Source organism: Nocardia sp. NPDC004278 (assembly GCF_053602975.1).
The window spans coordinates 57,204-82,194 of record NZ_JBSGEQ010000017.1 but is presented as its reverse complement, the minus strand read 5'-3'; the positions used below and the strand labels follow the sequence as shown (position 1 = coordinate 82,194).

Genomic DNA, 24,991 nt, shown 5'->3' with positions numbered 1-24,991 from the left:
CGGATTCGGTTCCGCCTTCGATCTTCCACGAACGGACAAGTCGACCACCAAGGTCACCGCCCTGAAGTTGACTTTCACTTCCCTTCCTACGCAAGGCTTTTCGGCCGAAACATTCCGAGCGCCACAGCCCGGCGGCAAACTCGTCACCGCAGATTCGGCGCCCCGCATCAACGAGAATCGCTGCGCAGTAACAACTTTCGCGTGTTGCGTGACAAAAGCCGACCTCACGCCAGGGGCCGACACCTAGCGGAAGTCGGCTCCACACCAGCGGCGACCTTCGGGTCGACACCTCCGGAGTCGAACGCTCGACACACCTATAGCGACCCGTCGCGACATCGAGCCACCGCTCCCGCGGAGCCATCGCCACCCCGAGCAGAGCCTCCAGCTTGCGTCATTGCATGCCCGGAGACCGGCCAAAAACAGACCGAGCCAAAGAATGGTCTCAGACAGTCGCTCCACCTCGGTCAACGCCAATCCGATATCGACCAAATGACGCCCCCATCACGCTCCCCACCAAATCGATGCGGCCCCTATGCACCCGACCCGGTAGACTCCCCGAAGTCCCGGTAGGCGCCCCCGGCACCCACCAGATCAGCCCTCGTAGCTCAGGGGATAGAGCACCGCTCTCCTAAAGCGGGTGTCGCAGGTTCGAATCCTGCCGAGGGCACCGATTGGACAAGCGAAACAGTTGCGATCAGGTTGCAATTGCGAGCACTGACTGTTGCTGCTCGACCAACGAGTTCGGCTGCGGCACCGCCGGGGTTCGCACAAGACCGAGCTGATCGATCGGTACCAGTGCTATCACCAGGCACACCGAACTCGAATGCGAAACCGCTTCACCGAATCCCCGGACACAAAACAGAACCAACGAGTTGCTGCACTAGTGCTGCGTTCCTCAAAGGTGGTACACAAAGCGGCGGCGTAGGGTTCGGGGTTTCGGGGCTGGTCTGCCCCAGATCCATGGTCGTGCGCGGGCATCTAGGGCAGCAGTGGCTTGGTGGTTGGCTCGGTCGATCTCTGTGTGGTCGGCGAAGGTTTGTCCGGCAAGGGCTTCTCGCCGGAAGATCCGCCACCATGGTCTTGCAGGTTGAGCCAGCACACCCCGACGGGGATGAACGCGTGCTTGATCCTCGGATGGTCCTCGAGCCATTAGCGGGTGGATTTGCTGTTGTGACTGGACAGGTTGTCGGTGACGATGTAGATGTCACCGGTCGGATTGGTTTGTTCGATCAGTTCGAGGAAGCGCTGGTATTTGACGCTATTGTGGGAGGACGCGGTGAGCGTGACGGCGTGGCCGTCGCGGACGCGGATCGATCCGCAGACCCAGGTCTTGTCCGGGCCGCGCGAGTATTCCAGTGGCGCTTTGATCCGGTGCCCGTCGACGGACCACCCTGGTGCGGGTCCGAAAGTTCGGGGTGAGACCGTGCCCAGTTCGTCGGCGCATACTACCGTGGCGCCCGCGGGTGGCTGCGTGTGGAGACCGACGATGTGGGTCCTTTTGGGACGAAGTACGGGTCCTTACTCGCCGTCCACGACCGCGGTCTACGCCATCGAACACCCTCTGCCGCAAGGATTCTGCGCACCTGACTACGGCCTACGACAATGCCTTCGGCACGCAGGGCCGCGGTGAGCGAATCCAGGGTCCAGCTCGACGGCGCTCCGACGTGCTCGGCCTCCAGCCCCGTCGGATCGCCGGGTCAAACGCCCCGGCGGGTGGTGGCGACCAAGGCCACGATCCGGCTGCGCTCTGTTTCTGTCAGCCGCGGTTTACGCCCTGCCCCTCGCCGATCGCCCAGACCATCCAAGCCGTAAGTATTGAACCGGTGCAACCGTTCTCGCACTGTCTGCCGATGACAGCCCAGTTCGCTCGCAATCTCCGCAGTGAACATACCGTCCCAACTCGCCGTGATCATCCGCGCACGCCGGATCCAATCCCCAGGCGCGTTGACGTAGCACCTGCTGCGACGGCGCGAGTGCGGCAGCTCTCCCGCGGCGGCCGACGCAAGAACGACCGTATCGATGCCGCAGCGGCGGCCAGCGTCGCGGCGATGCACGGTGATGCGCGGCCGGTACGCCCAGAAACACACGCCGCCTCCCTCGCTTTACTCAATGATCGGCGGAAAACCCTGTCCGAGAAACGAACTCGCTCGGTCAACCAATTACATGCGCTGCTGCGCGAGCTGCTGCCCGGTGGAGTGCCCACGGACCTAACCGCTGCCAAGGCCACAATTGTTCTCCGTGGTATGCGCCCGATCAGTGGCACCGACCGTGTCCAGAAGTTGTTGGCCAAGGACCTGGTCGCCGATATCAAACGTGCCGATATCAAACGTTACGAAGCACAGCTGGCCGAGAACGTTGCGGCGATGAGCGACCTGCTCGATCAGCACGGCAGCGATGCGCTCCTGACCACAGTCCGATCCGCATGTTGCTGGTCCCCACCTCTGCCTCGGTCGCCCATCGAGCCCCAGCCACCGGCACCCGACTCAGGCACCACCCAGCCGACGGGATCGACATCGTGGCTCGCAGCCACTCGATAGATTCTCGATCAAATCACACTCCAGCTCGCGCAGGCGGGAGCCTATCCGCGCGACGGTCACGACCGAGGCTGGGTCGCTGATCCGGCCGTCGAATGTCGGTGTGCTCGTTCAGAGTTGGCCGATGAGTAGGTCGGCCGCGGTGTTTGCGGCGGCGCGGCGTTGGGTGGATGTCATCGTCGTGCACAAGGCCAACATGGCGTCGCGTTCCGTTGACATGCACAGAGTCGGATTCCGGACGATGCAGGCGGCGTTGGAGTCGGTCCGGCCGGAGCCATGCGGAAGAAGCCGCTGCCGCGCGCAGGACTCGTCTGGCCCCATGAAAGCCCCTGGTCCAACGCCTAAACGCCTCGGCTCAGAACGAGCCGCCAGGTGTGGTTCGCTCTGGGTTATGGTGAGCGCGTATCGAATCAGCTGAAGGCGCGCAAGCTCGCCGAGCGCTATGAACGTGAGGTCGCCGACCATCCGAGCGAACGGGCCGAGATACTACTGGAGGCCGCCGGGCAGTGGCAGCTCGCGGGCGAACCCGAACGGGCGCTTCACATTTACGACCAGGTGATTGCCTCCACATCCGACGAATCCGCCCAGTATGCCGCCGTAGGCCGGCTGGACACGTCGGTCGCGCTGGGCCGCGGAGACGACATCGACGCGGAACTCGAGCGGCTAGCGCGGACCCACATGGAGCCCGGCGGTGACTCTAAAGGGGCAGTGCGCCGACCCGATTGAATTCCAATGGAATTCGCGACTTCGCAGCCTTCGGATCGTGTCCGTGTGCGGCGAAGAGTGCACGCGGTCCCGCCGCCGCCGAGACGCCGTGTTGAGACAGCCCCCGTGCCGACAGGCTCAATCTCAAGTTCCGGACCGACGAGTGTTCGGATTGAGAAGCTTCAGGCCCGGCCGACACCACCCAGTCGGAGGTCGCCTGAATCCTGCCGAACCACAGGTTTTGACAATTTCTCACGCCAGGATCAGGGAAAGGATGTCCGGAACACGAAACGGTAAGGATATCCTGATACGTCACAGGTCAGGTCATCAGGTCAGTGCGCTCGCCCGTGCGAACGAGCCTTTTGATCGCACGAAGGGCTACTGGGATCTACGCTCACCCGGCCGCGATGGCCGAATGTTCGCCCCGGTACGGCGATTCAGTCGGGTCTTTCCGTGACTGGCAATGTTCCGATGGGATCGCGGCAATGTACGATCAGGTGCTCGACCTTTATTGGTGGCATCGAACAAGGGGTGTTAGGCCACGCTTGCGGTCGGATTATCTCGGAGGAGGTGGGCGCGTGAGCCTGTCGAAAGCTGCTCAGTCCGTGCAGCACTTCGTCCACTCGGCGTACAACGCGGGACAGCTGGAACATGCGCTGCGGTGGGCGCTCAAGCTGCCCACACCACCCGGAGACGCCGGTCAAATCGCCCGCCAGGCTGAGGGCTACCACGGGATTGCGACCCGTTTGGCGGAGCTCGATGACACTATGCAGATCATCCACACGATCCAACTTCCGGCGGCATGGCGGGGCAAGGCCGCAGAGAACGCTGGTACGGCGCTGAAAGCGATTGCCGCCGATATATCCGCATGTCATGGCGCATTCCAAAGCGCCGGGGACAGTCTCCAAAAGTGGAGTAGCGCCGTCGGTGCCGCAGTGGCGACTGATGGGCAAGGTCGTGCACTGGTCACCCAAGCACTACGCGTGATCAACGGCCGCCCCCTCCTGTCGGGCAAGTCGTTGGGACAGGCCATGACGCTGGCCCACCAAGGATGCGATTGCCTGGTGCAGGCCGCCCAACAATACGACGCTGCCGCAACGACGGTGGCGAGGGACCTCACCGAATTCGCTGCCAATGCCCGTGCGCACTTGGCCCAAAACCGTGGCGTGCGTTGGATCTTCGGTGTGCAACCAATCGATCCGCTCAGCGCGGTCACGTTGGCCTACAGCACTCCGGGCTTGCTTACCCCGAACGCTCTGGACTTGGCCGGTCAGCGCTATGCCGCATTGCCTGCCGACCAGCGCGATGCCTTCGAGCGGATGCTCGAGCAGAGCCGCTCCCCGATGGAAGCGGGCATTCTGTGGAAGGCCCTGGCCGCCGGGAACTCACTCGATGTCATACGGCTATTCGAGGCGGAGATACATCCGCACGGCAGTGATACGAATTGGTTGGTCCAACATCTGATTCCTCCACTGTATCCGAAGTTCGGGAGCAAGGCCGAGGCCACTTATAAAGGGGTGGCGATCTTCGACCAAGGTGATCACGGCGATTGTGTTGCGGCCTCGACCGTTGTGGCACGGGCGATGAACGACCCGGTCTACATGCTCGGACTGACGACAGGATTCGGCAAGGATTGGCAGAACAATCCGCCCAAAGGGGTTGATACGCCCGCCGCGGTGCAGACACGACTGCAGAACACCTACCTTGCGATGGATGACCACGGCTGGGGTGGAGGACATTCCAACGCACTGGCGAACGAATGGTTGAGTGGCCCTGCGGGCGGTCACTATTCAGAGCGCGATATCGATACCTCAGCCACCCGAAGTGCGGCCCTGAAGCAGATTGAGGGTTCCGTCGACATGGGCAAGCCTGTCGTCGTGCATGTTTATGAAGACGCCCACCTGGCAAAGAACGCCTTTCATGACAGTCACCAGATGATGATCATCGGCCATCATGGCGATCAGCTCGAGATCTACAATCCGTGGGGTTTTACCCAATGGGTGCCCGAAACCGATTTCGTAGAAGGAAAACTCGGCTATCTCACGAATGGCCACGAGCCGGTCCCTCGGGAAATAGACGTACCGCAATGATCCCTGGCTAGAAATTCGGTGTGATAGCGGATGTTCGCCCCGGCCCGGACGCGGCACGGTGGATGGATGGTGCGAGCTCCCGAGAATGACAGCGGTCTGGGTGGATGGTCGGCGTACGGGTTCGAGATGGACCCCGACCGACTGCCAGGTGTGGCCGGTCGGCTCGGCCACATCTTCGATGACTTCGCCGATACCATGCTGCCATTGGCGACCACGGATGTCACCGAGGCGCAACTCGGTGATCCTGACGTCGGAAAGGCATGGACGGCATTTCACGAGGCGTGGTCGGCAGAGGCCAAGACTGCCGCAGGAGCGTTCGCCGAGTTTGTGCAGGCGATGGCATGCGTAACAGGAGCCTACGAGAGTGCTGACATCAAGGGTGGCCACACCATTCGCATGCTGTCGCCCAACGATCCGCCGCCGGTGACGGCCGATTCGGTTCCGGTGCAGAACGATCCGCCGGTGGCGACGACCGATCTCAGCAATCGCTTAGATCAGCTCCAGCACGATCTTCAACGCGATCTGCACGATCCGGCCACGCACCGCGATCCGCCTCCGGTGGTGCGCGATCCGGTTCCGGGATCCGCGTCCGGTCATCGGCGGTTCGAGGCGGAGGCGAGTTGAGCACCGAAAGTCCGATACGCAGGTCCGACGATGCGCTGCGGGTCCTTGACGTGGTCGCCGCCATAACGGAAGGAGCGCTGGTCCCCGCAGCCAATCTGCACCCGTTGTTCACCGAGTCGGCGATCGCCGCGTCGTATTTACTGGAGGGCCAGCAGGTGATTCCCTATGCCGTCAGGTACTTGGCCGACTGTGTACGTGCAATGGGGATCATCGCATGCAGCGAACTGGCCGAGCCGCTGCGGGGGGCGGTGCCCGCCCGCCTGGCCCACTCCTGGCTCACCGCCGCGTGTTCATCCACGCCCGATCTCGGCCGCGACGTCCTGTTCGCCCGCTGGCTGGATATGATCGCCGCGCTGCTCGACGTCCGAGCATCGATACGAAGACGGCCCGACCATGCCGGGTGACGCTCCGCGGGGCAATGTCCGGTTCGGGCGAGCGAATCACGCCGGAGCGGGCGGCTGGAGAGGGTGAGGATGTCCCCGGTGCCGGCCAATCCCCAGGCCGGAATGACCGGAACACCGGCCTACGTCCGCAACGCCCGCATGGACATCGTCGCGGCCAACACCCTGTGCACCGTTCTCTATGAGGGAATCCTCGATCCGGGTGTACTTCCGGTGAACCTCCCCCGATTCGTCTTCCTGGACGGGCGTTCCCACGAGTTCTTCGCGGACGGGGACACCATGGCCGACCACATCGTCAGCACCCTCTGCGCACCGAGGCCGGCTGCTCCCCCACCGACCGGGCCCTCAGCGACCTGATCGGTGAACTCACCACGCGCAGCGACGAATTCAGCACCCGCTGGGCCCGACACGCCGTACGACTGCACCGCACAACAAGCAAAACCCTGCACAACTCGCTCGTCGGTGACATTGAACTTACCGGCGACGCCCTGCATCTACCCGGCGACGGGCTGGTCGTCATCGCCTACAGCGCAGTCCCCGACACCCCCGCACACGAACAGCTATCATTCCTCGCCAGCTGGGCCGCCCAGCACCGGACCACCACTGACACCGGCGATCGAACCGAAGTCCACACTGATCACGCGACACGTTCCGATAACAGCTGAGCAGACCACGCCGGGCATCGACGAACTCGCCCCGCCCGCAGACCCAACAACCCGGTCGACAACAGCTACGCCACAACAGAACTCGCACCGGCGTGCCCGCAGACTGCAACTGGGCCCCTTCTCCGCCGACCAGCGTCCAGTGTTCCGGGATCGCCGCCCATGCAGGTGGCGACACTGCCATCCCGTCGGCGGATCAGCCCCAACGCGGGATCGATAAGGTGCCCAAAGGGGATTCGCGACTGCGCGCCGAACTCACAGGCTGCTACCGGAGCCGTACCGCCTGAGTAACAGAACAGCAGCACGGTACACGCCGCCACGTCGGCTCGTGCGGGCGGCTGACATTACGGTCGCCGATGCGTATGTCGCCGTGGATGACAAGTCTTACGGCAGCTTCTCTCGAGGGAATACGCGGAGCGGTTGAAGGCGATGTTGAGGCCGCGCTTGGATGTCTCCGCCGCCAGCATCCTCAGCGTAGTTGCGATACTCGAACTGGATACGCACCCACGATGACCAGGCGGTTCCCAGTTGCCCATGTTTTGCGTGTCCTGCCGAGGGCACCGAAAACGTGGGCAACTTTCGGTTGTTGCCCGGCCTGTCGTGTTTTATCGCGTGCCGGTTCGGCTTGGCGCACGTGGTGGTTCGCTCGTTCGCGGAGTCCAGCTCGGTATTTTTGGTGCGGTGTTTGTGTTCGAGTTCGGCGAACCGGTGGCGTAGCCGCTCGACCCAGGCGTCGGCGACCTCGCCACCGTTGGAGGTGGAGCAGGATTCGCGTTCGTCTAGAAGGTTGTTCCGGCGGCGGGTGACCTCGGCGATCGTCTTCGATCGCGGCGATCCGCTGCTCGATGTCGTGGCGGTCGCTGGAGCGTGGCCGCGCAGTTTGGTGGCGTAGCACGCGGTGCGGTCGGGAACGAACACTCGCTCGTTGAAGAAGGTTTGTACGCACTCCGGCAGCGCGTCTTCGCGTACGTACACCGCTCGGGGGTGGTCGACGTACGCCTCTGGGTTGCGACGCGATCCAGTTGCGGCTGACAGGTGTAGTAGCCGTAGTTCTTGCGGGTTCGCCGAACATCCGCTTGTTGCATTGCTGATGGTGCACCTAGTAGCGCAGCACGTAGGTACCCGTGGTGACCCGAGTGCATGGCAGGACCGCGCTCGCGGGGCTGGTTTGTGGAGGTGTGACATGAAAGTATTTGTGCCGCAAGGGCTATCAGATCATCGATGGCGGTGTTCGTGCCGCGCATCTGTCCAGGGAATAGGAAAAGGTTGTTGTTGATCGGCGGATCTGTCGTGGGCGTCATCATCGTGCTGGTGTTGCTTGGTATCGCTGCTGCGGCTTTGGATCCACGTAGCCGTGCAGAGCGGCGCAACCGGGTCGATTCCGGTGTGCACGAGCATGTTCGGCGGCAGTCTGCGTGGCCGAGAGCCGAACATCTACACCGTCGATGACCCCTTGTCTGTCTGGCTTCGGTTGTGCCGCTGCCAGATTCGGCCGTCAACGATGCCCGCGCGTGCCTGGTACTCGGTGCTCGCGGCACGGTTCCAATCCGTCGATCACACAGAGAGACTCCCATGCCCATCGAACCAGACGAACACCTCGGCATACGCGGGCAAGCCAATGCTGTGGTACGGGCCCTGATCACCAGCGCTGTCAGTGTGTTCGCACTGATAGTCCTCGTCGTGCTCATCTCAAAGGCGCTCGGCCTGGGTGACGAAGAGTCGGAATCGACTGCGGCGAGTACAACGAGCAGCTCTGCCCCTACCGCGACGCCGACCACACCGGCCGCTGCGCCCGCGTCCCTGTCGGATCCGCGATGCGCGCCAGCGTCGGAAAACGTTGTCGCGCAGGTGCAAGCGGGCCTCACCATGGATGGCTACCGGCTCACCAACGCCACGGTGATCATTGACGGTCGTCTCACGTTCTTCGCTGCAACGACCCTCGACGCATCCGGACAGATGGAAGAGCGTTCGGACGTGTGGATCCTGCGCGACCACGTCGTCTTCGCCTCCACCGGTGGCGCACGCAGCAACTCGCAATTCCCGAAAGCCTCGTCGTCACCGCTGAGTATCTCGCCGGGAGACGAGCGGGTGCGAGCCGTGGATGCCTGTGTAGTGGATGCGACGCGCAGAAGCTGATGCACCTGTGGGCGCGACGGATCGGGAGAGATGCCCGGATGCGGAATCCGGCCGCGCCTTCGTCGTCGGCCAGATCGCCGTCCAGTTCGGCAGCGACGTCGGAGAGGGTTCGACAGATCGGCTAGAGTTCGTCGGGCAGCAGGCGGAACGCAGTATGACCAGTGAGCGGGGTAACCGCGCGGAAAGCACGTCGGTCGAGTGTCAGCACCGCCACAGTTTCGTATCGCTCGGCTAATGACACATTGGTGGCGTCGGTGAGATCCAGGCGCATGGCCATGTATCTGTTCTGCACCTTGCGCGCGACCTGCAACAGGTCCGCCGAGATCGTGGGCACTTCGATGCGCCCGGTGTGCTCTTGTGCCAACAACCAATCATTGACCGCATAAGCGGCTTGACGATTGAGATCGTTCACCGTCGACTCCGACACGCAGATCACGGCGGTCACCCCCGCCGGGTGCTGGTCACCGTCACCACTCCGGGTGGAACTGTCGACGGTGTCGCGTTCACCTACGCGGCGGTTCCCACCCTGACCACGGTCAGTCCGACGTCGGGCACGACGGCCGGCGGAACCGCCGTCACCCTCACCGGGACGGCCCTGACCGGCGCGACCGCGGTGAGTTTCGGTGGCACACCGGCGATCTCGTTCTCCGTCGACTCCGCCTCGCAGATCACGGCCGTATCCCCTGCCGAGGCGGCGGGGACGGTGCTGATCACCGTAACGACCGCAGGGCGGAACCAGTAACGGAATCTCCTGCACCTACGCCTGACAGCGAAGAGTGGCTGGGCCGCCGGTGGGCAACGCCTCCCGGCGGCCCAGTTGCGTCGCGGTTCAGCGGATTCCACTCGGTGACAACGGTTGCGCGCGTTCGAAGTTTCCCAATTCTCGGGCGCGGCCAACTCCTCGCTACTACTGCAGCAGGCGAGCGCCGACCCCGAGTCCCGTTGTGCACACTCGAGATTGACTTTCTGGGTCGACTACTTGACGAGCTGCACACTGCAGCGCAAGATGGTGATCGGGGACGGGGAGCAATCGCCAGGCGGCACGGGGGATGGTTCGCAAAATAGCCCGAAATAACCGCGTTGGGTGGCAGCTGTACGTCCGGAACGACGACCAAATGTTTGTTCGGACTCGGTACGGGGGTTGATCAGTAGAGATGACAAAGCCGGCACGACATTTCCTGTGTCAACAAGCACATCGGCCAGAAGTCGATCTAACTCCGATATTTGCCGATTCGGCATCTAGTCGACGAACACGTCCAGCCGCGACGATATTTGCTTCGACAACATAGATTTGTCTATTTCATTTGATTCTTCTGAACCGGTGCAGACCCGGCTCAGGATGAGAGCGCCTCCCAGGCGGAGTGCGAGTAAAGAAAGGAAAGGGAAAGATGGAAGAGAACCCGGAAAAGAAGGCGTACGAGAAGCCGGTCGTTGCCAAGTGCGGGGACTTTCGAACACTTACCGGAGGGGTTTTCACGACGGAATCCGACTTGCTGGTCGGACGTCGCGGAATGATTTGATTCGGCAGCATAAGCGAGCTCGAATCGCAGGAGGTTAACAGATGACTGGCGATGCTCGGACAGGATTCGTCGTACTCCCCGATAATGAGGGAGGAGCGAGCATCGCCAGGCGTCTTCTCCCGTGGGGAAAAGTGTTGGCCGAACACCCTTCGGAACGGCCGATGATTGTTGGAAATTGCCGAGACCGGCCCATCCTGTACAAGGTTGGGCGCGCGGCGCGAGTAGTGATACTCGGACACGCTCTGATCGACGAAGACGCGGTTCTCGAGTATGCGATGTCGATTGATTCGGCAGCCCGATGGCGAGTCGTTCTCGACGCGATCGATGGATGCTTTCACTCTGTCGTCAATGTGAATGGCGACATCTATGTGAATGGTTCCATATACGGGTCTCGCAGCCTGTACCGATCTCGAGTGGACGGTATCGACATTGCTGCCGACACGGTGCACGCCCTGCAGCACCTTGTCGGCGGAGGGCTCGATGTCGGCGCCCTCGCCGCGCATCTGCTCGAGCCGATACCCCATCACCTTGCACAACGTCCGTTGCTCGATGGAATTGAGCCGATGTCCCCAGGCTCCGGGTTGATCATCACGCCGAGAGGGACGTCCCGGTCGGTCCGGGACAGGACAGAAACGACATTGGTTCGGGACCTCGACGAAGGGGCGCATGAGGTCCGGAGCCGGCTTGTGGGTGCGGTATCGGCTCGCACAGCCGCGGGTGGCACGGTTACTTCCGAGCTTTCCGGCGGTTACGACTCGACATCGATAAGCTTCATAGCCGCGAGGGGACCGGCAAAGATCAAGCTGCTGACCGCGCGCGGACGCGATTCTGCGAATGAGGACCTCGGGTGGGCTCTGCGCGCCGCAGAGCACCTGCCAGAAGTGCAACACACGATTCTCCCGGATTCCGAGTTACCTTTTACATATGCCGGGCTGGAGGATGGGCCGACCTGGTTGAACGAGCCGTCACCGCTGATCGTCGGCAGAAGTCGGGTCGGTGCGCTCGCAAGATTGGCGTCGACTTTCGGTCCCAGTGTGCATCTGACCGGCCACGGGGGTGACCACATCTTCAGTGGTTTACCCACCCGCTATCGCGATCTGCTGTGGCATCGTCCGTTCACCGCGTGGCGGGGGTTGCGGGGCTTTGGGGCCCTTGGCGGATGGCGATTGCGAGACCTGTTGTACGACGCTGTTGAGCCGACCGGTTTCCATTCGTGGTGGAAGAAGAACTCCAGGCCGGTCGTGGGTGTGCCAGAAAAGCGTAAACCGATGCTGGGCTGGGCAATTACTCCATCCGTGCCGGTGTGGGCGACAGAAACCGCTAAAAAGGCAATCAGCGAAGGCATCTTCTGGATGGCATCCGCTACTGAACCGCTGGCACCCGAGCGTGGATGTCATGTTGAACTCGAGACCGTAATCGAGGGCGCCAGAACGGTGGCGGTCTTGAATCGGATGTCGTTGGCTGCGGGTGGACCACCTTTGGCGGCACCCTATTTCGACGACAGAGTGATCTCCGCTTCCTTGTCGGTGGCCGTTCAGCACCGGGTCAGCGCGTGGACATACAAACCCCTGCTCAGAGCATCGGTACGCGGGATCGTTCCTGATGTGGTTTTGCAACGGCAGACGAAGGACGACGGCTCTCATGATGTCGAGATCGGATTGCGAAAGCATCGCGACGAACTCGTGGCGCTATGGGAAGGGTCGCGGCTCGGCGACATCGGCCTCATCGATTCGAAGAAACTGAAGCAGTTGTGCGCGAATCCCAGTTCGTTCGAATTGGAGGAGGGAACGATGTATACAACGATCGCATGCGAGCTCTGGCTGCGAGACCTGGAGCGAAATTTCGTCGAACCGCAAAATCAATAGCGCAGGAAGAACATGAGGGAACAGCAGGAACATGGATACCGTGACACTGAGACCAGGCTTGTCTTTCGTACGAACCGAGTACGGGGGTGTGATTCTAGATATGCAGCTAGGCGACTATTGGCGGCTGAATCCGGTAGCGGCGGAGGTGTTTTCGTCGCTTGTCATGGATGGCGGCGCCGATCCCATTGCGGCAGTGCTCGATCAGTTCGATGTCGACGCGGCTACCGTACGGCGTGATGTAAAAGAACTCTTGGACCACCTTCGGGATGTCGGATTGGTGCTCGCGTGAGTTATCATATGGCCCTCGGGACCGAATTCGATGCGGACGGACGCAGGGGGGAACGATTTTCCGCGAGGTGGGCTGTTCGAGCCGCGAGGATCGTTGTCATGTTGCCGCCGCGGCGAATCGAGTGGTCCTTGAAGCAATTGAACCGAGGAAGTCATCCGGCTTCGTTCGAAGATGCCGAAAGATGGAGACGGCAGGTAGTGGAAGTCAGCCCCGATGCCGCCGGACGATACGGGTGTCTGATGCGGTCTGTGGCAACCACCCTCTTGAGCCGAAGATATGGCGCGTGGACGACGTGGTGTGTCGGCGTTCGCACAGAACTGCCGTTCGCCGCGCACGCATGGGTCGAAGCAGACGGCAAGCTCGTCGGTGAGGCGGGAGATATGACTACATTCAGCCGACTGATCGTGGTCGGCCGGCATGCGAAAAGTGGGTGAAGATGTCAGCTGACAACGGTGACGCTCGGCAGCACGATTCGTGGCTGCGCAGAGTCGGGGCTCTGCTCAGGTTGATCGCACCACATCGAAATTCCTTGTTGGCAGCAACGGCACTTCTTCTCGTGGGTACCGGATTGTCATTGGTGCAACCACTGCTGGCCGGACAGGTCATTCGGGATGCGGTTTCGGGTGCGGCAATCATATGGTCCCTTACCGCGTTGATAGGCGCCTATCTCCTGTATGCCGTAACCGACACCAGCGGACTCTACATCCTCGAGCGATCCAGTGAGTCCGTGCTTTTGTCTGTGCGCAATCGCTTGGCCGGACATCTGCTGAGGTTGAGAATTCCCACACTCGAATCGCTCAGGGTTGGGGACTTGATTTCACGCGTGACACTCGATTCGACGGTGGTTCGGAACGCCGTCGGGGCCAGCCTCGTTCAAATATTGACCGGGTCGATCACGCTCATTGGAACCGTCGCGGTGATGATATACCTCGATTGGCTGCTGTTCTCGATCGTTATTGTTACCGTTGGTGCTGCCGCGGGTGCGATGTTGCTGGTTATGACGAGAATCGAGGTAGCCTCGACTCGATTGCAAGAGAGCGTCGGCGCACTTTCTGCAGATATTGAACGCGCGCTCACCGGCGTGCGTACGGTCAAAGTCAACAATGCCGAGGACCGTGAGCACGAGCGCTTGATCGAGGTGGCCGGTGCAGCGTTCTCCGCCGGCGTGCGCGCCGCCAGATTGAAAGCATTGGGAAATCCGGCAATGCACCTGGCGGTGACCGGTTCGTTCGTTGTTTCCCTGCTGGTCGGTGGCGTTCGGGTGGCGAATCACCAGATGGAGTTGAGCAGCCTGGTGTCGATGATGCTCCTCGCGATGAATTTGCTGATTCCGGTCGGCGATCTCTTCAATGGCTCCGTCGGGCTGCAGAAAGCCCTGGGTGCGCTCAGCCGGATAGAGTCGACACTCGAATTGCCTGCCGAGGACGTCGACGACATCCAGCAGAGCGATATCAAACCAGATGGTAGATCGACGAGCGCAACGATCGAAAAGCCGGCGGAAAATGGGCATCTCGCACTGGAGTTCCGGGACGTGCATTTCTCGTACGATGAGCGGACAATTCTCAACGGTGTGACTTTTTCGGTCCCCGCACGCGGACATGTGGCCTTGGTCGGACATTCGGGTGCGGGAAAATCTACGGTGTTCTCATTGGTGAGCAGATTCTACAATCCGGACAACGGTGACATTCTATTGGGAGGTCGGTCTTACGTCGATCGACCGCGCCGGGCATGGCGCTCGGAGATCAGCTTGCTGGAACAGAATGCGCCCCTGTTGTTCGGCAGTCTTCGAGACAATTTGACATACCGGGAGCCGGGCCTCGCTGATGACGACCTGCAGCGCGCAATACAGCTCGCCGGTCTGGCAGATCTTGTCGCACGACTGCCTCGTGGCCTCGACACTTCAGTCGGTGAGCACGGCGCTCTGCTCTCGGGCGGCGAGCGACAACGGGTGGCGTTGGCACGCGCCTTGATACGACGTCCGGTGCTGATGATGCTGGATGAGCCCACGGCGATGCTGGACACCGAGACCGAGAAGGCATTGAACGTGACCATCCAGGCAGTGCGAAAAGAGTGCGCGCTGTTGGTCATTGCCCATCGCCTGTCCACGATCCGCGAGGCGGAGATCGTCATGTTCCTCAAGGACGGGAGGATCGTCGACAGCGGCCCACACGACGAATTGGTTGCCCGGAACGGGGACTACCAGCAGCTTGTTGGCGCAACTTTGTGAATCGCCCGACGTGTAGGAGCGCATCGCCGGCGTGACGCAGATCGAGGCGCCGTTCCTGGGAGTGCTCGGTGTCCGGGTCGCGGCCCGCCGATACCGATGACGAGGACGATCACCGACCATGCGGTCAGTCGAACGGGGCTTTGTCGATGCCGCAGCTGGTACCGGCCGGGGGCAGTTGCCCGGACGTCAGGTACTCCCGCTTGACCTGTTCGGCGCAGGTGCTCGCTACGTACATGCTGCTGTGGCCCGCACCCTCGATCACGACCACCTGGGCGCTGGCAAGTTCGGCGGCGCCCGTGACCGCGCCGGACAGCGGTGTGGCCGGATCGAATCTGCTGTTGAGGACCAGAATTGGGGCCGAGGTCGAGCGATTCCACGGGCCGGTGTACCGGTCGGCGTCGTGGCCATGCCAGAAGGCGCAGACGGTGGTGTCGAAAACGCCGACTCGTCCGAAGTGTGGTATCCGCAGGTCCTCTGCGATGGCCGCGCGGCTATAGACGGCGGGATCGGTGGGCACGGCACTGTCACTGCATTGGATCGTGTAATACGCCTCGGTGCGATTGCCCAGATACGAGGCCTCAGCAATCGCCTGCAGGCCAGCGAGAGCCGGAAGGCTGGTGCCCGAATCGAACAGCGACTGCAACAGGGTGGCGAGGTCCGGGTAGGTCGACGGCTGCGAAAGCGCGCTGGCCGCACCGATGATCGCCGAATAGGTCCAGGTCTGACCCGCCACCTTGATGGGCGCCAGCCGCGCCCGCTGGGTGAGCACCGTCCATTTCAGTCGCGGATCGCCCGCACCGAATGCGCAGCGTGGACCGGCTACCGCGCACTGGCGGAGGAATTCGTCGAAGGTGTCCGCGATACCGGCGGCCACATTCTGTCTGGTGTCCAGTGGGACTGTCGTGCCCTGTCCGTCATGGCCGTTGACGTTGCCCTCGAAGTCCAGCGACCCGTCGAACACCATCGCCCGCACTCGGCTGGGGAACATGTTCGCATAGCTCGCGCCGAGTTGGGTGCCGTAGGAAATTCCGTGGTAGGTGAGTTGCGGATCGCCGACCGCGCGGCGCAGCAATTCCAGATCGCGCGCGGTATTGGCGGTGGCCGCGTGATTCAGGATCGGCCCGGCGTTGCGTTCGCAGCGGTCGGCGAATTCCTCGGCGTACGCGAAGTACTCGGCCTCGCCGCTGACATCGGTGGGCATTTCCGGGCTGGCGCCGAGGAAGGCGAGTTGTTCGTCCGTGTTCGGGAAGCAGCGGGTCGCCGAGCTGCGCGCCACCGACCGCGAATCCCAGGCCACGAGGTCGAAGCGCAACCGCAGCTCATCGGAGAACAACCACGGCCAGCGGGCCCGCTCCCGGAGCCGGTCGACGCCGGATGGGCCGGGGCCGCCGAAATTGACGAACAGGGTACCGATGCGACGGCTCGGATCAGCGGCCGGCAGCTTGATCACCGCAAGGTCGATGTGGTCGCCATCGAGCTGGTGGTAGTCCAGCGGCACTCGCGCGGCGGTGCACTGAAAGCCGTCCTGGCACTCGGACCAGTGCAGTTCCGGTGTCGGCGCGGCCTCGGCGAGACCATCGAGATAGGCGTCGACACCGTCGGTGGCCGCGGCGGGCGTGCCGAGCGCGGCGGCACTGCAGACAAGTGCGAGTACCACAGCGCTGATTCGACGAGAACCGTCACGCCGCAGTCGCGAAACCAATGGAGCCTCCTGTGCGTAGATCAACGAACCCGGGCCCCACGGGATCGGTGAAAGAAGCTGTTCCCGAGTCGCAATCGACTGGTGAGAGCAGCCCAATCGCCGAGCGGCGCCGCTGATATCTATTAGAGATTCAGCCAAATGTCAACTGCGGTAACGAATTCAGATGAAGCTTTGCTTCTGTATATCCTTGCCGGGGCGATCCGCGTCTGGTCATTGCTGCCTGGTCGGTGGCCGCGATCGCTGTCCCGAATCCAACACCAGCATGCACCCGCCGGACAACCGAACCGGAAATGGCACACGACATCGTTGCCGACCAGCCTCGCTGCGCTACGAACTCACCGCGGTCTCGCCGAGTCGGCCGAGGACATGTCGCGGTAATCCTGAGAACTGCCACTGAACGTGACTTCGAAAATCACTGAAGCGCCTTCGAGAACCGACAGTGGAGCTACCCCCGCGGCGCGTTGCCGATGATGCGGTGGATGGTGGAGCGGCCGACGCAACCTCTCGGTTTCAGCGCAAACGCTCAGCCGAGGAAGTCGACCGTCCACCAGTCAGCCTGCTGCGGTGTCGATGTCGTCGCAGCCTGGGCTGATACTGCTAGCCCGGTGGTCACCGCGGGTGCCGAGGTAGCTTTTCCGGTATCCGCCTGGGTATTACCGAGGCGTTTCGGTCCAGGTGACCGGCAGTTCGTGGACGCCGTAGATATTCATGTCGGTCTTGAGTTTCGCCTCGGCGGCGGGGATGGCGAGCTCGAGGGTCGGGAAGCGACGCAGGAGTCCGGCGAAACCGGCGCGCATCTCGATGCGGGCCAATTGCTGGCCGAGGCATTGGTGCACGCCGTGGCCGAAGGACGTGTGACCTCGGGCCGTCCGGTGGATATCCAGGGCGTCGGAGTTGTCGAAGCGCTGGGGGTCGCGGTTGGCGGCCAGCAGCGAGACAACGACGGTCGATCCCTTGCCGATCGTTTCACCGCCGAGTTCGATGTCCTCCGTGGCGTAGCGATAGAAGATGTCGGCAACGGACAGGTAGCGCATCAGTTCCTCGACGGCATCGGGTAGCAGACCCGGGTCGGCGCGCAGTTCGGCCAGCTGCTCCGGATGCTCGAGGAGCGCGAAGGTGCCCAGTGCCAGCATGTTGGCGGTGGTCTCATGGCCTGCGAGCAGCAGCATGAAGGCGATGCCGACCAACTCCTCCATGCTGAGGTCGTCATCGCGGGCCAGATCGGACAGTATGTCCTCGCCGGGTTCGGCGCGCTTGCGGGTGACCAGTCCGGCCAGGTACGTGGTCATCGCGCCGTACGCGGCCATCTTCTCTTCCAGCGACTGGTCCCTGACCAGGAACTTGGCCGAGTTGACCTGGAAGGTCTCCCGGTCGGCATAGGGCACACCGAGCAGTTCGCAGATCACCAGCGAGGGCACCGGCAGCGTGAACTCTTTGACCAGGTCGACCGGCGGGGTGCGGCGCGCCAGCTCGTCCAGCTGCCGCTCGACGATGTCGGTGATGTGCTCTTCGAGCTGTTTCACGCGTCTGACGGTGAAGGCGCCGGTGAGCTTGCGCCGCAGCCGGGTGTGGTCCGGCGGGTCCATGGCGACGAACAAGCCCGGCACCTGTGGGGACGGCTCGTTAGAGCTGGGCATACCGGGAGTCTCGTATGGCACGTGGACAACGCCGATGTCCTGGCGGGAGCTGAACCGGGTGTCGGCCAGGAGCTTGCGGGCCGCGTCGTAGCCGGTGACGAGCCAGCCCTCGTGACCATCGGGAAAGACCATGGGGCTGACCGGGCGAGCCTCGCGCAGCCGAGTGATCTCGGCGGGCGGGTCGAAGGGGCCGGCATCGCGCTCCATGGGAAGGCCGTGCGGAATGGGGTGATTCATTGAATTTCCTTTCGTAGCCCTTATCGGACGACGGTGATCGCGCCGGACGGACACAGCTGGACGGCCTCGCGCACGGCCGACTCCCGCTCGGGCGCGGGGGTGGACTCCAGCGCCACCACCCGGCCGTCCTCGATGTCCTGGTCGAACACTTCGGGGGCGGTCAGTGCGCACATACCGGCGCTGATGCAGCGCTCGCGGTCAACCCTGATTTCCATTGGTTCCCCTTCTTCCCGCATGACCGGGAGGGAGCGCGCCGTAGCCGAGCGCTTCGGTGCGCAGCTCGATGACATCGGGGATCACCTTGTCCCCGTATGTCTTTCGCGGCCCGAAGGTCGCCATTTCTGAATCGACCCGACACCGAGCCTACGCCGTGTTCGACCTATTGGAGGTCCGATCTTGTTTCGGCTCTTCGCATTTCGCGTACCGGACGATCTCGGACCTCCCCCGGTCGCCGACGCTCCATGACCCGTGCTGACGGATCCGGCGGCGTCAGGCGGCGGTGGCGTGGCGGATGATGATGTTGCCGTATGAGTTTCGCGCGTAGACCTGCACGATGTCGTCGGTGTCCCCGGAGCGGGCGACCGGTTCCATCAGGTTCTGTACGGTGCCGCTCGAGGCGTTGGTTTCCACTCGCGCCGCGCTGCCCGGGCGGATGCCCACCTCCAGTTCGCCTGTGGAGGTTTCCAGCCGCAGCACGCCGCGCGAGGCTTCGCCGATGCGGATGTCGCCCTTGGCGACTTTCGCGGTCACCGCACCGCGCGTGCGATCGAGGACGATGTCACCGGCGGAGACCTCCACCTCGCAGTCGCCGAGTTCGCCGGTGCTCAGCACACGACCCACACCCGCGGTGGCCTTCAGGCGGGAGCCGGTGGGCACCTCGATGGTCACCTCGATCGACGGGTTGCCACCGAACGGGGTGTAGGTCCGCCAGTCCTTCGGCGTCTGCACGGTCAGGGTGCCGCCGACGAAATCGACCCGGGTGTCCTCGGCGGCGCGGACGTCGCCCTTCTTGGACGCATCGGCCGGGCGGACCTCGACGACGGTCTCGGTACGGTCGGAGGCGATCACGGTGACGTTGCCGGAAAGCACCTCGACGGCGACGGCGATCGGTTCCAGGGTCTTGAATGCGGGCATGGCTGGCTCCTTCAGTGGGTGAAGCGGTTGGTATGTGAACCGGGAGGCATTCCGTGGTTCGGAAGCCGCACTCGCTGTGCTGTTCACGCCGATTACTTTCGCCAGCGCGGCTGATATCGAGCTGACGCCGAGCTGACATGGCCACCGACACGATGTTTTACCTGGTCACAGCTGGTTTAGGCGACGAACGGGCAGGCATTGAACCGCCTGCCCGGCAACTTGTTTCGCCTAGGGCCTCGGAGCAGTTGCCCCCAGGGGGCGGGCGATCCGGCGACCGCCGATCATCCACGGCAGAATGGTCCGGTGCAGATCGGGGTACTAGGACCGCTGGAGATCCGAGTGGATGATGGCGGATTGATCGAGATATCTGGTTCTCGGCTGCGGGCGCTATTGATCGCCCTCGCGCTCGAACCCGGTCGCGCGGTCCCGAAAACGCAGCTGGTCGACTGGATTTGGGGTGAGCAGCCGCCCTCCGACTCGGCGAATGCCTTGCAGGCGCTGGTCTCCCGGCTGCGCAGGGCGCTGCCGGACGGATCGCTCGATGTGCAGGCCGGTGGATACCGGCTGGCGGTGCAACCCCAGGCGGTCGACGCCGTGCGGTTCGAACAGCTACTCGACCAGGCCCGCGGCGGTACGGATTTGCAGCGGGCCCCGCTGTTGCGCGATGCCCTCGCCTTGTGGCGCGGTGCGCCCATGCACGACGTCGAGGTACGGGAAAGCGCGGCCGTCGACGCGGTGGTCACCCGGTTCGAGGTGCTGCACCTGACCGCCTTGGAGGACCGATACGAAGCGGAGATCCGCCTCGGCCGGGGTCCGGAAGTGGTCGCCGAGCTGACCGAGGAGGTGGCCCGGAATCCGGTGCGGGAACGGCTCGTCGCCGCGCTGATGCGGGCACTGGCCGCCGCGGGTCGCGGTGCCGAGGCATTGACCGTGTATCAGCGGGCGCGCGAAGCCCTCGCCGACGAGCTGGGCGTGGACCCCGCACCGGAGCTGTCCGCACTGCACGTCGCGCTGCTGCGCGGTGAAGTGGGTGCGCGGGAGGAAGACCGCACGACGAACCTGCGGGCCGAGTTGACCAGATTCGTCGGCAAGCATGCCGACATCGCCGCGGTGCGCGCACTCCTGGCCGACCATCGGCTCACCACATTGACCGGACCCGGCGGCTCCGGAAAAACCCGGTTGGCCCTGGAAACCGCGCGGACTCTGCTCGACGACCTACCGGACGGGGCCTGGCTGGTGGAACTGGCGTCCGCCGACGCGGGTGGTGACGTGGCGCAGGCGGCGCTCGCCGCGCTCGGGCTCCGGGATGCACTGCTCGGCGGCGCACCGAATGCGGAACCGATGGAGCGGCTCATCGCGGCGATCCGCGAGCGCGAAACGCTGTTGATCCTGGACAACTGTGAGCACGTGATCGAGTCTGCGGCGGCGTTCGCCCACCGAGTGCTCGGGGAATGTCGGCGGCTGCGGATTCTTGCGACGAGCCGAGAACCGCTCGGGATTACGGGTGAGGCGTTATGGCAGGTCGAGCCGTTGGCATTGCCCGGCGAAGGCGCGAACCCGGACGAGATCGAGTCCTCCCCGGCCGTTCAGCTGCTCCGGGACCGAGCCGGCGCGGTGCGCCAGGATCTCGCGGCCGATGCCCACACCCTGTCCACCATGGCGCGCGTCTGCCGGGCGCTCGATGGCATACCGCTGGCGATCGAACTGGCGGCGGCCAGATTGCGCACCATGTCCCTCGATCAGCTCGCCAACCGCCTCGATGATCGGTTCCGCCTGCTGACCGGCGGCAGCCGCACCGCGATACCGCAGCACCGGACGCTGCGCGCGGTGGTCGACTGGAGCTGGGAACTGCTCACCGACGCCGAACGGATGGTCCTGCGCAGGCTCGCGGTGTTCTCCGGCGGCGCGAGTCTGGATGCGGCCGAACAGGTTTGCGCGGGCACGGGGGGTGGGCCCGAAGGGCAGGGGGACGGGATGAACACCGCAGTCGAGCAGTGGGAGGTGCTCGAGCTGCTGACCGCGCTGACCGAGAAATCGCTGCTGCTCATCGCGGCGGACGACGGGCCGCGCTATCGGATGCTCGACACGATCAAGCAGTACGCCCGCGACCGGCTCGTAGAGGCGGACGAAGCGGATTCGGCGCGCCGAGCGCATCTCGCATACTTCACCGGACTCGCCGCCACCGCGGAGCCGTATCTGCGCCGGGCCGAGCAATTGGAGTGGCTGGCCACGCTCGAGGCCGAGCACGACAACATCGCGGTGGCGATGCGCGGCGCGCTCGCGGCCGACGACGCGACCGGGGCGATCCAGCTCGCGGCGGCCGCTGGCTGGTACTGGTGGCTCGGCGGGCACAAGGCCGAGGGCACGGAGCTTGTCATGGCGGCCGCCGACCTGCCCGGCGAGGTGGACGATGCCACCCGGGCCACGGTGTACGGGCTGGTTGTGCACTTCCTGAGTTCCGGGCGCAATGACGAGCATCAGGTGGCGGAATGGATCCGCAAGGCGTACCAGCTCAGCCGGGGCATCCGGGGCCACCATCCGGCGCTGAGTTTCGTTGTCGCGCTGGAACGCATGTTGCGGGGGCCGGACGAGTATCTGCCCGCATTCGAATCGCTGCTCACCGACGACAACCCCTGGGTGCGTGCGCTGGCCAGGCTGCAGTTGGGCAAGATGCGGATCGTGCTGGGCCAGGACGGGCAAGAGGCGGACGCGTATCTGGAGACGGCGCTCGCCGAGTTCCGGGCCGTCGGTGAGCGCTGGGGGATTTCGTTCGCGCTGACCGAGTTGGCGGATCGGATGGCCACCCGCGGTGAATTCGCTAGTGCGTGTGAGCTTTTCGAGCAGGCGATCGCGGTGGTCACCGAGGTCGGCGCGATCGAGGATGTGGTCCCGATGCGAGCGCGGCAGGCTCAGTTGCATTGGCTGCTTGGCGATCCGGAGGCGAGCGCGGCCGCGGTGGCCGAGGCGCAGCGCTGCGCGGATCAGGCCGCCTGGCCGAATGCGCTGGCCGAGGTGGCCCTGGCAAAGGCGGAGCTGGCCCGTTGGGGCGGCGACACCGAGCAGGCATACCGGCAGATCGACGTCGCGACGACCATGCTGGGCAAAGACGCGGAGCAGCCGCACAACAGCGCGATGATCCATGGACTGCGCGGCTTCCTGGCGCAGGACCTAGACGAAGCCCGTGCCCACCACGCCGCGGCGTTCCGGGCGGCATCCGAAGCCGGGCATGCTCGCCTCATCGCAAATGTGCTCGTCGGCATCGCGGATCTGGCGCTGCGTGCGGACCAGAACGGGCAGGCCGTGCGGCTGCTCGCGGCGAGTGCGGGAGTGCGCGGGCTGTCGGATCGTTCGCTGCCGGATGTGGACCGGATCGAGCAGATAGCACGACGCCGCCTCGGTGACACGAAGTTCACCGAGGCGGCGCGAACGGGCGCGGAGGCGGATTGGCAGGAACTGGTCGCTTCTACACTCGCTTGTTGAAAGTGGCACGGGACCACAGGAATCCGACGATGGCGAACCCGGCGCACCAGGCCAGCGCCACGGCGGTGTAGCCGCCGGACGGGTGGCCGGTGAGAAATCCACGCAGGGCTTCGATGATCGGCGTGAAGGGCTGATACTGCGCGAACTGCCGGATGCCCTGTCCCATCTGGTCAGCGGGCACGATCGCGCTGCTCAGGAATGGCAGCATGATCAGCGGCACCACGCTCATGCCCGCGGACTCCGGGGTCTTGGCGGCCATACCCAGCGCCACCGTGAGCCAGGAGGCCGCAAACGATGTCGCCACAATGACCCCGATCGCGCCGAACCAGTCCGTTGCGGTCGCGTCCGGCCGGAAGCCCAGCGCGAAGGCCACGCCGATGATCGCCGTAATGGCAACCACATTGGTCAGCATGGTGGCCACGACGTGGCCGATCAGGATGGCGCTGCGGGAGACGGACATGACCTTGAACCGGTTGATGACGCCCTTGGCCATATCGGAACTCACCGATACCGCGGTGCCCGACAGCCCGTAGCTGATGGCCAGCAGGATCATTCCCGGTGTCGAGTAGTTGATGTACTCTTCGCCGACATTGAACGCGTTGCCGAAGACGTACACGAAGATCAACATCATCACGACCGGCATCAGCGCGGCATTGAAGATCGTGACCGGAGTCCGGGCGATGTGCTTGAAGTTGCGGCGCAGCATGGTCGACGAATCGGCCAGCGATGCGGAAATGGTGCTCATTGTGCGACAGCCTCCGTGGTAGCGCGCCCGGTCAGGGCGAAGAAAACATCATCGAGATCAGGGGTATGGATGGAGACCTCGGCGGCCTCGATCGAGTACGCGGCGAGCCGATCCAGCAGGTCCCGCAGGAATTTCGAGCCGCCGTCGCCCGGCACCCGCAGGGCCAGGGCCTCGTCGTCCCGGGTGGCGCCGGGCAGGATCCGCACCGCCGCATCCAGTTCCGTGGCGTCGGTGAACCGGAGCCGGATGTGGCTGCCGGGCACCCGCCGCTTGAGCTCATCGGCAGTGCCTTCGGCGACGATGCGGCCCTGGTCGAGCACCGCGATCTTGTCGGCCAGCTGATCGGCTTCCTCGAGGTACTGGGTGGTGAGGAAGATCGTCACGCCATCGGCCGTCAGCTCCCGGACGATTTCCCACATGGTGCGACGGCTGCGCGGATCCAGTCCCGTGGTCGGCTCGTCCAGGAAGACGATGTCCGGCTTGGTGACCAGCGTCATCGCCAGGTCCAGCTTCCGACGCATGCCGCCGGAGTAGGTCGAGGCCAGCTTGCCCGCCGACCCCTCCAGATCGAATCGTTCCAGCAGTCCGCCGACCACCTGCTTGCGCTGGGCACCCCGCATGCGGTGCAGATCCGCCATCAGTTCCAGGTTCTCCGCACCGGTCAGCAGATCGTCCACCGCGGCGAACTGACCGGTGACCCCGATCACCTTGCGCACCGCTTCGGGCTCGGCCGTGAGGTCGTGCCCGGCGATGTGCGCCGTGCCGCCGTCGACCTTCTGCAGGGTGGTCAGCACGTTCACCGTCGTCGTCTTGCCCGCTCCGTTCGGACCGAGCAGCGAGAAGATCGTGCCCGCATCGATATTCAGATCGATGCCGTCGAGGATCGTCTTGTCCCCGTATGCCTTCCGCAGCCCGGAGGCCGCGATTGCTGCGTTGTTCATGTGAACACCGTCGCCAGCCCGGCTGATACCGACCTGATAGCGACCTGACACGCCGACTGATA

General features: G+C 63.8%; 26 protein-coding genes and 1 tRNA gene. 16 read left to right on the top strand and 11 right to left on the bottom strand.

The window, feature by feature from the left end:
- Positions 1–594: 594 nt before the first annotated feature.
- Positions 595–667 (top strand) — tRNA-Arg (locus ACWEO2_RS25105).
- 482 nt (positions 668–1,149) lie between these two features.
- On the opposite strand, the gene ACWEO2_RS25100 is transcribed toward ACWEO2_RS25105, so the two are convergent.
- Both ACWEO2_RS25100 and ACWEO2_RS25095 read right to left on the bottom strand, forming a co-directional pair.
- Positions 1,150–1,488, bottom strand: a complete 339-nt coding sequence (locus ACWEO2_RS25100; protein ID WP_452407583.1) for a transposase — start codon at positions 1,486–1,488, stop codon at positions 1,150–1,152.
- 209 nt (positions 1,489–1,697) lie between these two features.
- Positions 1,698–1,928 (bottom strand): helix-turn-helix domain-containing protein, encoded by a 231-nt coding sequence (locus tag ACWEO2_RS25095; RefSeq protein WP_452407582.1) that lies wholly within the window; start codon positions 1,926–1,928, stop codon positions 1,698–1,700.
- On the opposite strand from ACWEO2_RS25095, the gene ACWEO2_RS25090 reads away from it, so the two are divergent.
- The 7 genes from ACWEO2_RS25090 to ACWEO2_RS25060 all read left to right on the top strand — a co-directional run bounded on the left by ACWEO2_RS25090 (position 1,851) and on the right by ACWEO2_RS25060 (position 7,019).
- Positions 1,851–2,537 (top strand): IS110 family transposase, encoded by a 687-nt coding sequence (locus ACWEO2_RS25090; protein ID WP_452407581.1) that lies wholly within the window; start codon positions 1,851–1,853, stop codon positions 2,535–2,537. The two genes, ACWEO2_RS25095 and ACWEO2_RS25090, sit on opposite strands and share 78 nt — an antisense overlap.
- Before the next feature lie 369 nt (positions 2,538–2,906).
- Positions 2,907–3,260 (top strand): hypothetical protein, encoded by a 354-nt coding sequence (locus ACWEO2_RS25085; protein WP_452407535.1) that lies wholly within the window; start codon positions 2,907–2,909, stop codon positions 3,258–3,260.
- Between the two features lie 557 nt (positions 3,261–3,817).
- Positions 3,818–5,329, top strand: coding sequence for a hypothetical protein (locus tag ACWEO2_RS25080; RefSeq protein ID WP_452407534.1), 1,512 nt, complete (start codon positions 3,818–3,820; stop codon positions 5,327–5,329).
- A gap of 66 nt (positions 5,330–5,395) precedes the next feature.
- Positions 5,396–5,953, top strand: a complete 558-nt coding sequence (locus tag ACWEO2_RS25075) for a hypothetical protein (protein WP_452407533.1) — start codon at positions 5,396–5,398, stop codon at positions 5,951–5,953.
- A complete protein-coding gene (locus ACWEO2_RS25070) occupies positions 5,950–6,357 on the top strand; it encodes a hypothetical protein (protein ID WP_452407532.1) in 408 nt (135 codons plus the stop codon). The genes ACWEO2_RS25075 and ACWEO2_RS25070 overlap by 4 nt, the downstream gene beginning before the upstream one ends.
- Positions 6,358–6,435: 78 nt before the next feature.
- On the top strand, positions 6,436–6,711 hold the full coding sequence (locus ACWEO2_RS25065) for an MmyB family transcriptional regulator (RefSeq protein WP_452407531.1): 276 nt from the start codon (positions 6,436–6,438) through the stop codon (positions 6,709–6,711).
- Positions 6,660–7,019, top strand: a complete 360-nt coding sequence (locus ACWEO2_RS25060; RefSeq protein WP_452407580.1) for an MmyB family transcriptional regulator — start codon at positions 6,660–6,662, stop codon at positions 7,017–7,019. Before ACWEO2_RS25065 ends, ACWEO2_RS25060 begins: the two co-directional genes overlap by 52 nt.
- Positions 7,020–7,400: 381 nt before the next feature.
- On the opposite strand, the gene ACWEO2_RS25055 is transcribed toward ACWEO2_RS25060, so the two are convergent.
- Entirely contained in the window at positions 7,401–7,934 is a 534-nt protein-coding gene (locus tag ACWEO2_RS25055; protein WP_452407530.1) for a hypothetical protein, read from the bottom strand.
- Positions 7,935–8,588: 654 nt separating this feature from the next.
- Here ACWEO2_RS25055 and ACWEO2_RS25050 point away from each other — a divergent pair.
- On the top strand, positions 8,589–9,152 hold the full coding sequence (locus ACWEO2_RS25050) for a hypothetical protein (protein WP_452407529.1): 564 nt from the start codon (positions 8,589–8,591) through the stop codon (positions 9,150–9,152).
- Between the two features lie 121 nt (positions 9,153–9,273).
- Here the strand turns inward: ACWEO2_RS25050 and ACWEO2_RS25045 are convergent, their stop codons facing one another.
- Positions 9,274–9,597 carry a VapC toxin family PIN domain ribonuclease gene (locus ACWEO2_RS25045; RefSeq protein WP_452407528.1) on the bottom strand — a complete coding sequence of 108 codons (324 nt, stop codon included), beginning with the start codon at positions 9,595–9,597 and terminating at the stop codon, positions 9,274–9,276.
- A 9-nt stretch (positions 9,598–9,606) separates the two neighbouring features.
- Here ACWEO2_RS25045 and ACWEO2_RS25040 point away from each other — a divergent pair, with 9 nt between their 5' ends.
- From ACWEO2_RS25040 to ACWEO2_RS25015, 6 genes are all read left to right on the top strand, one after another.
- Entirely contained in the window at positions 9,607–9,894 is a 288-nt protein-coding gene (locus ACWEO2_RS25040; protein WP_452407527.1) for an IPT/TIG domain-containing protein, read from the top strand.
- Between the two features lie 646 nt (positions 9,895–10,540).
- On the top strand, positions 10,541–10,672 hold the full coding sequence (locus tag ACWEO2_RS25035) for a keywimysin-related RiPP (RefSeq protein WP_355179768.1): 132 nt from the start codon (positions 10,541–10,543) through the stop codon (positions 10,670–10,672).
- Positions 10,673–10,713: 41 nt separating this feature from the next.
- On the top strand, positions 10,714–12,537 hold the full coding sequence (locus ACWEO2_RS25030; protein WP_452407526.1) for an asparagine synthase-related protein: 1,824 nt from the start codon (positions 10,714–10,716) through the stop codon (positions 12,535–12,537).
- A gap of 31 nt (positions 12,538–12,568) precedes the next feature.
- The gene (locus ACWEO2_RS25025; RefSeq protein ID WP_452407525.1) at positions 12,569–12,826 is read left to right on the top strand and encodes a lasso peptide biosynthesis PqqD family chaperone; all 258 of its coding nucleotides are present in this window, start codon (positions 12,569–12,571) and stop codon (positions 12,824–12,826) included.
- Positions 12,827–12,834: 8 nt separating this feature from the next.
- The gene (locus tag ACWEO2_RS25020; protein ID WP_452407579.1) at positions 12,835–13,260 is read left to right on the top strand and encodes a lasso peptide biosynthesis B2 protein; all 426 of its coding nucleotides are present in this window, start codon (positions 12,835–12,837) and stop codon (positions 13,258–13,260) included.
- 2 nt (positions 13,261–13,262) lie between these two features.
- On the top strand, positions 13,263–15,053 hold the full coding sequence (locus ACWEO2_RS25015; RefSeq protein ID WP_452407524.1) for an ABC transporter ATP-binding protein: 1,791 nt from the start codon (positions 13,263–13,265) through the stop codon (positions 15,051–15,053).
- A 124-nt stretch (positions 15,054–15,177) separates the two neighbouring features.
- Here the strand turns inward: ACWEO2_RS25015 and ACWEO2_RS25010 are convergent, their stop codons facing one another.
- From ACWEO2_RS25010 to ACWEO2_RS24990, 5 genes are all read right to left on the bottom strand, one after another.
- Positions 15,178–16,710: an alpha/beta fold hydrolase gene (locus ACWEO2_RS25010; protein WP_452407523.1), complete on the bottom strand. Its 1,533-nt coding sequence runs from the start codon at positions 16,708–16,710 to the stop codon at positions 15,178–15,180.
- Positions 16,711–17,408: 698 nt separating this feature from the next.
- Positions 17,409–18,629, bottom strand: coding sequence for a cytochrome P450 (locus ACWEO2_RS25005; RefSeq protein ID WP_452407522.1), 1,221 nt, complete (start codon positions 18,627–18,629; stop codon positions 17,409–17,411).
- A gap of 20 nt (positions 18,630–18,649) precedes the next feature.
- Positions 18,650–18,844: a ferredoxin gene (locus ACWEO2_RS25000; RefSeq protein ID WP_354956413.1), complete on the bottom strand. Its 195-nt coding sequence runs from the start codon at positions 18,842–18,844 to the stop codon at positions 18,650–18,652.
- Entirely contained in the window at positions 18,828–18,968 is a 141-nt protein-coding gene (locus ACWEO2_RS24995; RefSeq protein WP_452407521.1) for a hypothetical protein, read from the bottom strand. Before ACWEO2_RS24995 ends, ACWEO2_RS25000 begins: the two co-directional genes overlap by 17 nt.
- Positions 18,969–19,118: 150 nt before the next feature.
- A complete protein-coding gene (locus ACWEO2_RS24990) occupies positions 19,119–19,763 on the bottom strand; it encodes a DUF4097 family beta strand repeat-containing protein (protein WP_452407520.1) in 645 nt (214 codons plus the stop codon).
- A 354-nt stretch (positions 19,764–20,117) separates the two neighbouring features.
- On the opposite strand from ACWEO2_RS24990, the gene ACWEO2_RS24985 reads away from it, so the two are divergent.
- Entirely contained in the window at positions 20,118–23,243 is a 3,126-nt protein-coding gene (locus ACWEO2_RS24985; RefSeq protein ID WP_452407519.1) for a BTAD domain-containing putative transcriptional regulator, read from the top strand.
- On the opposite strand, the gene ACWEO2_RS24980 is transcribed toward ACWEO2_RS24985, so the two are convergent.
- Entirely contained in the window at positions 23,227–23,988 is a 762-nt protein-coding gene (locus ACWEO2_RS24980) for an ABC transporter permease (RefSeq protein WP_452407518.1), read from the bottom strand. The genes ACWEO2_RS24985 and ACWEO2_RS24980 overlap by 17 nt on opposite strands.
- Positions 23,985–24,929: an ATP-binding cassette domain-containing protein gene (locus ACWEO2_RS24975; RefSeq protein ID WP_452407517.1), complete on the bottom strand. Its 945-nt coding sequence runs from the start codon at positions 24,927–24,929 to the stop codon at positions 23,985–23,987. Before ACWEO2_RS24975 ends, ACWEO2_RS24980 begins: the two co-directional genes overlap by 4 nt.
- Positions 24,930–24,991 lie beyond the last annotated feature (62 nt).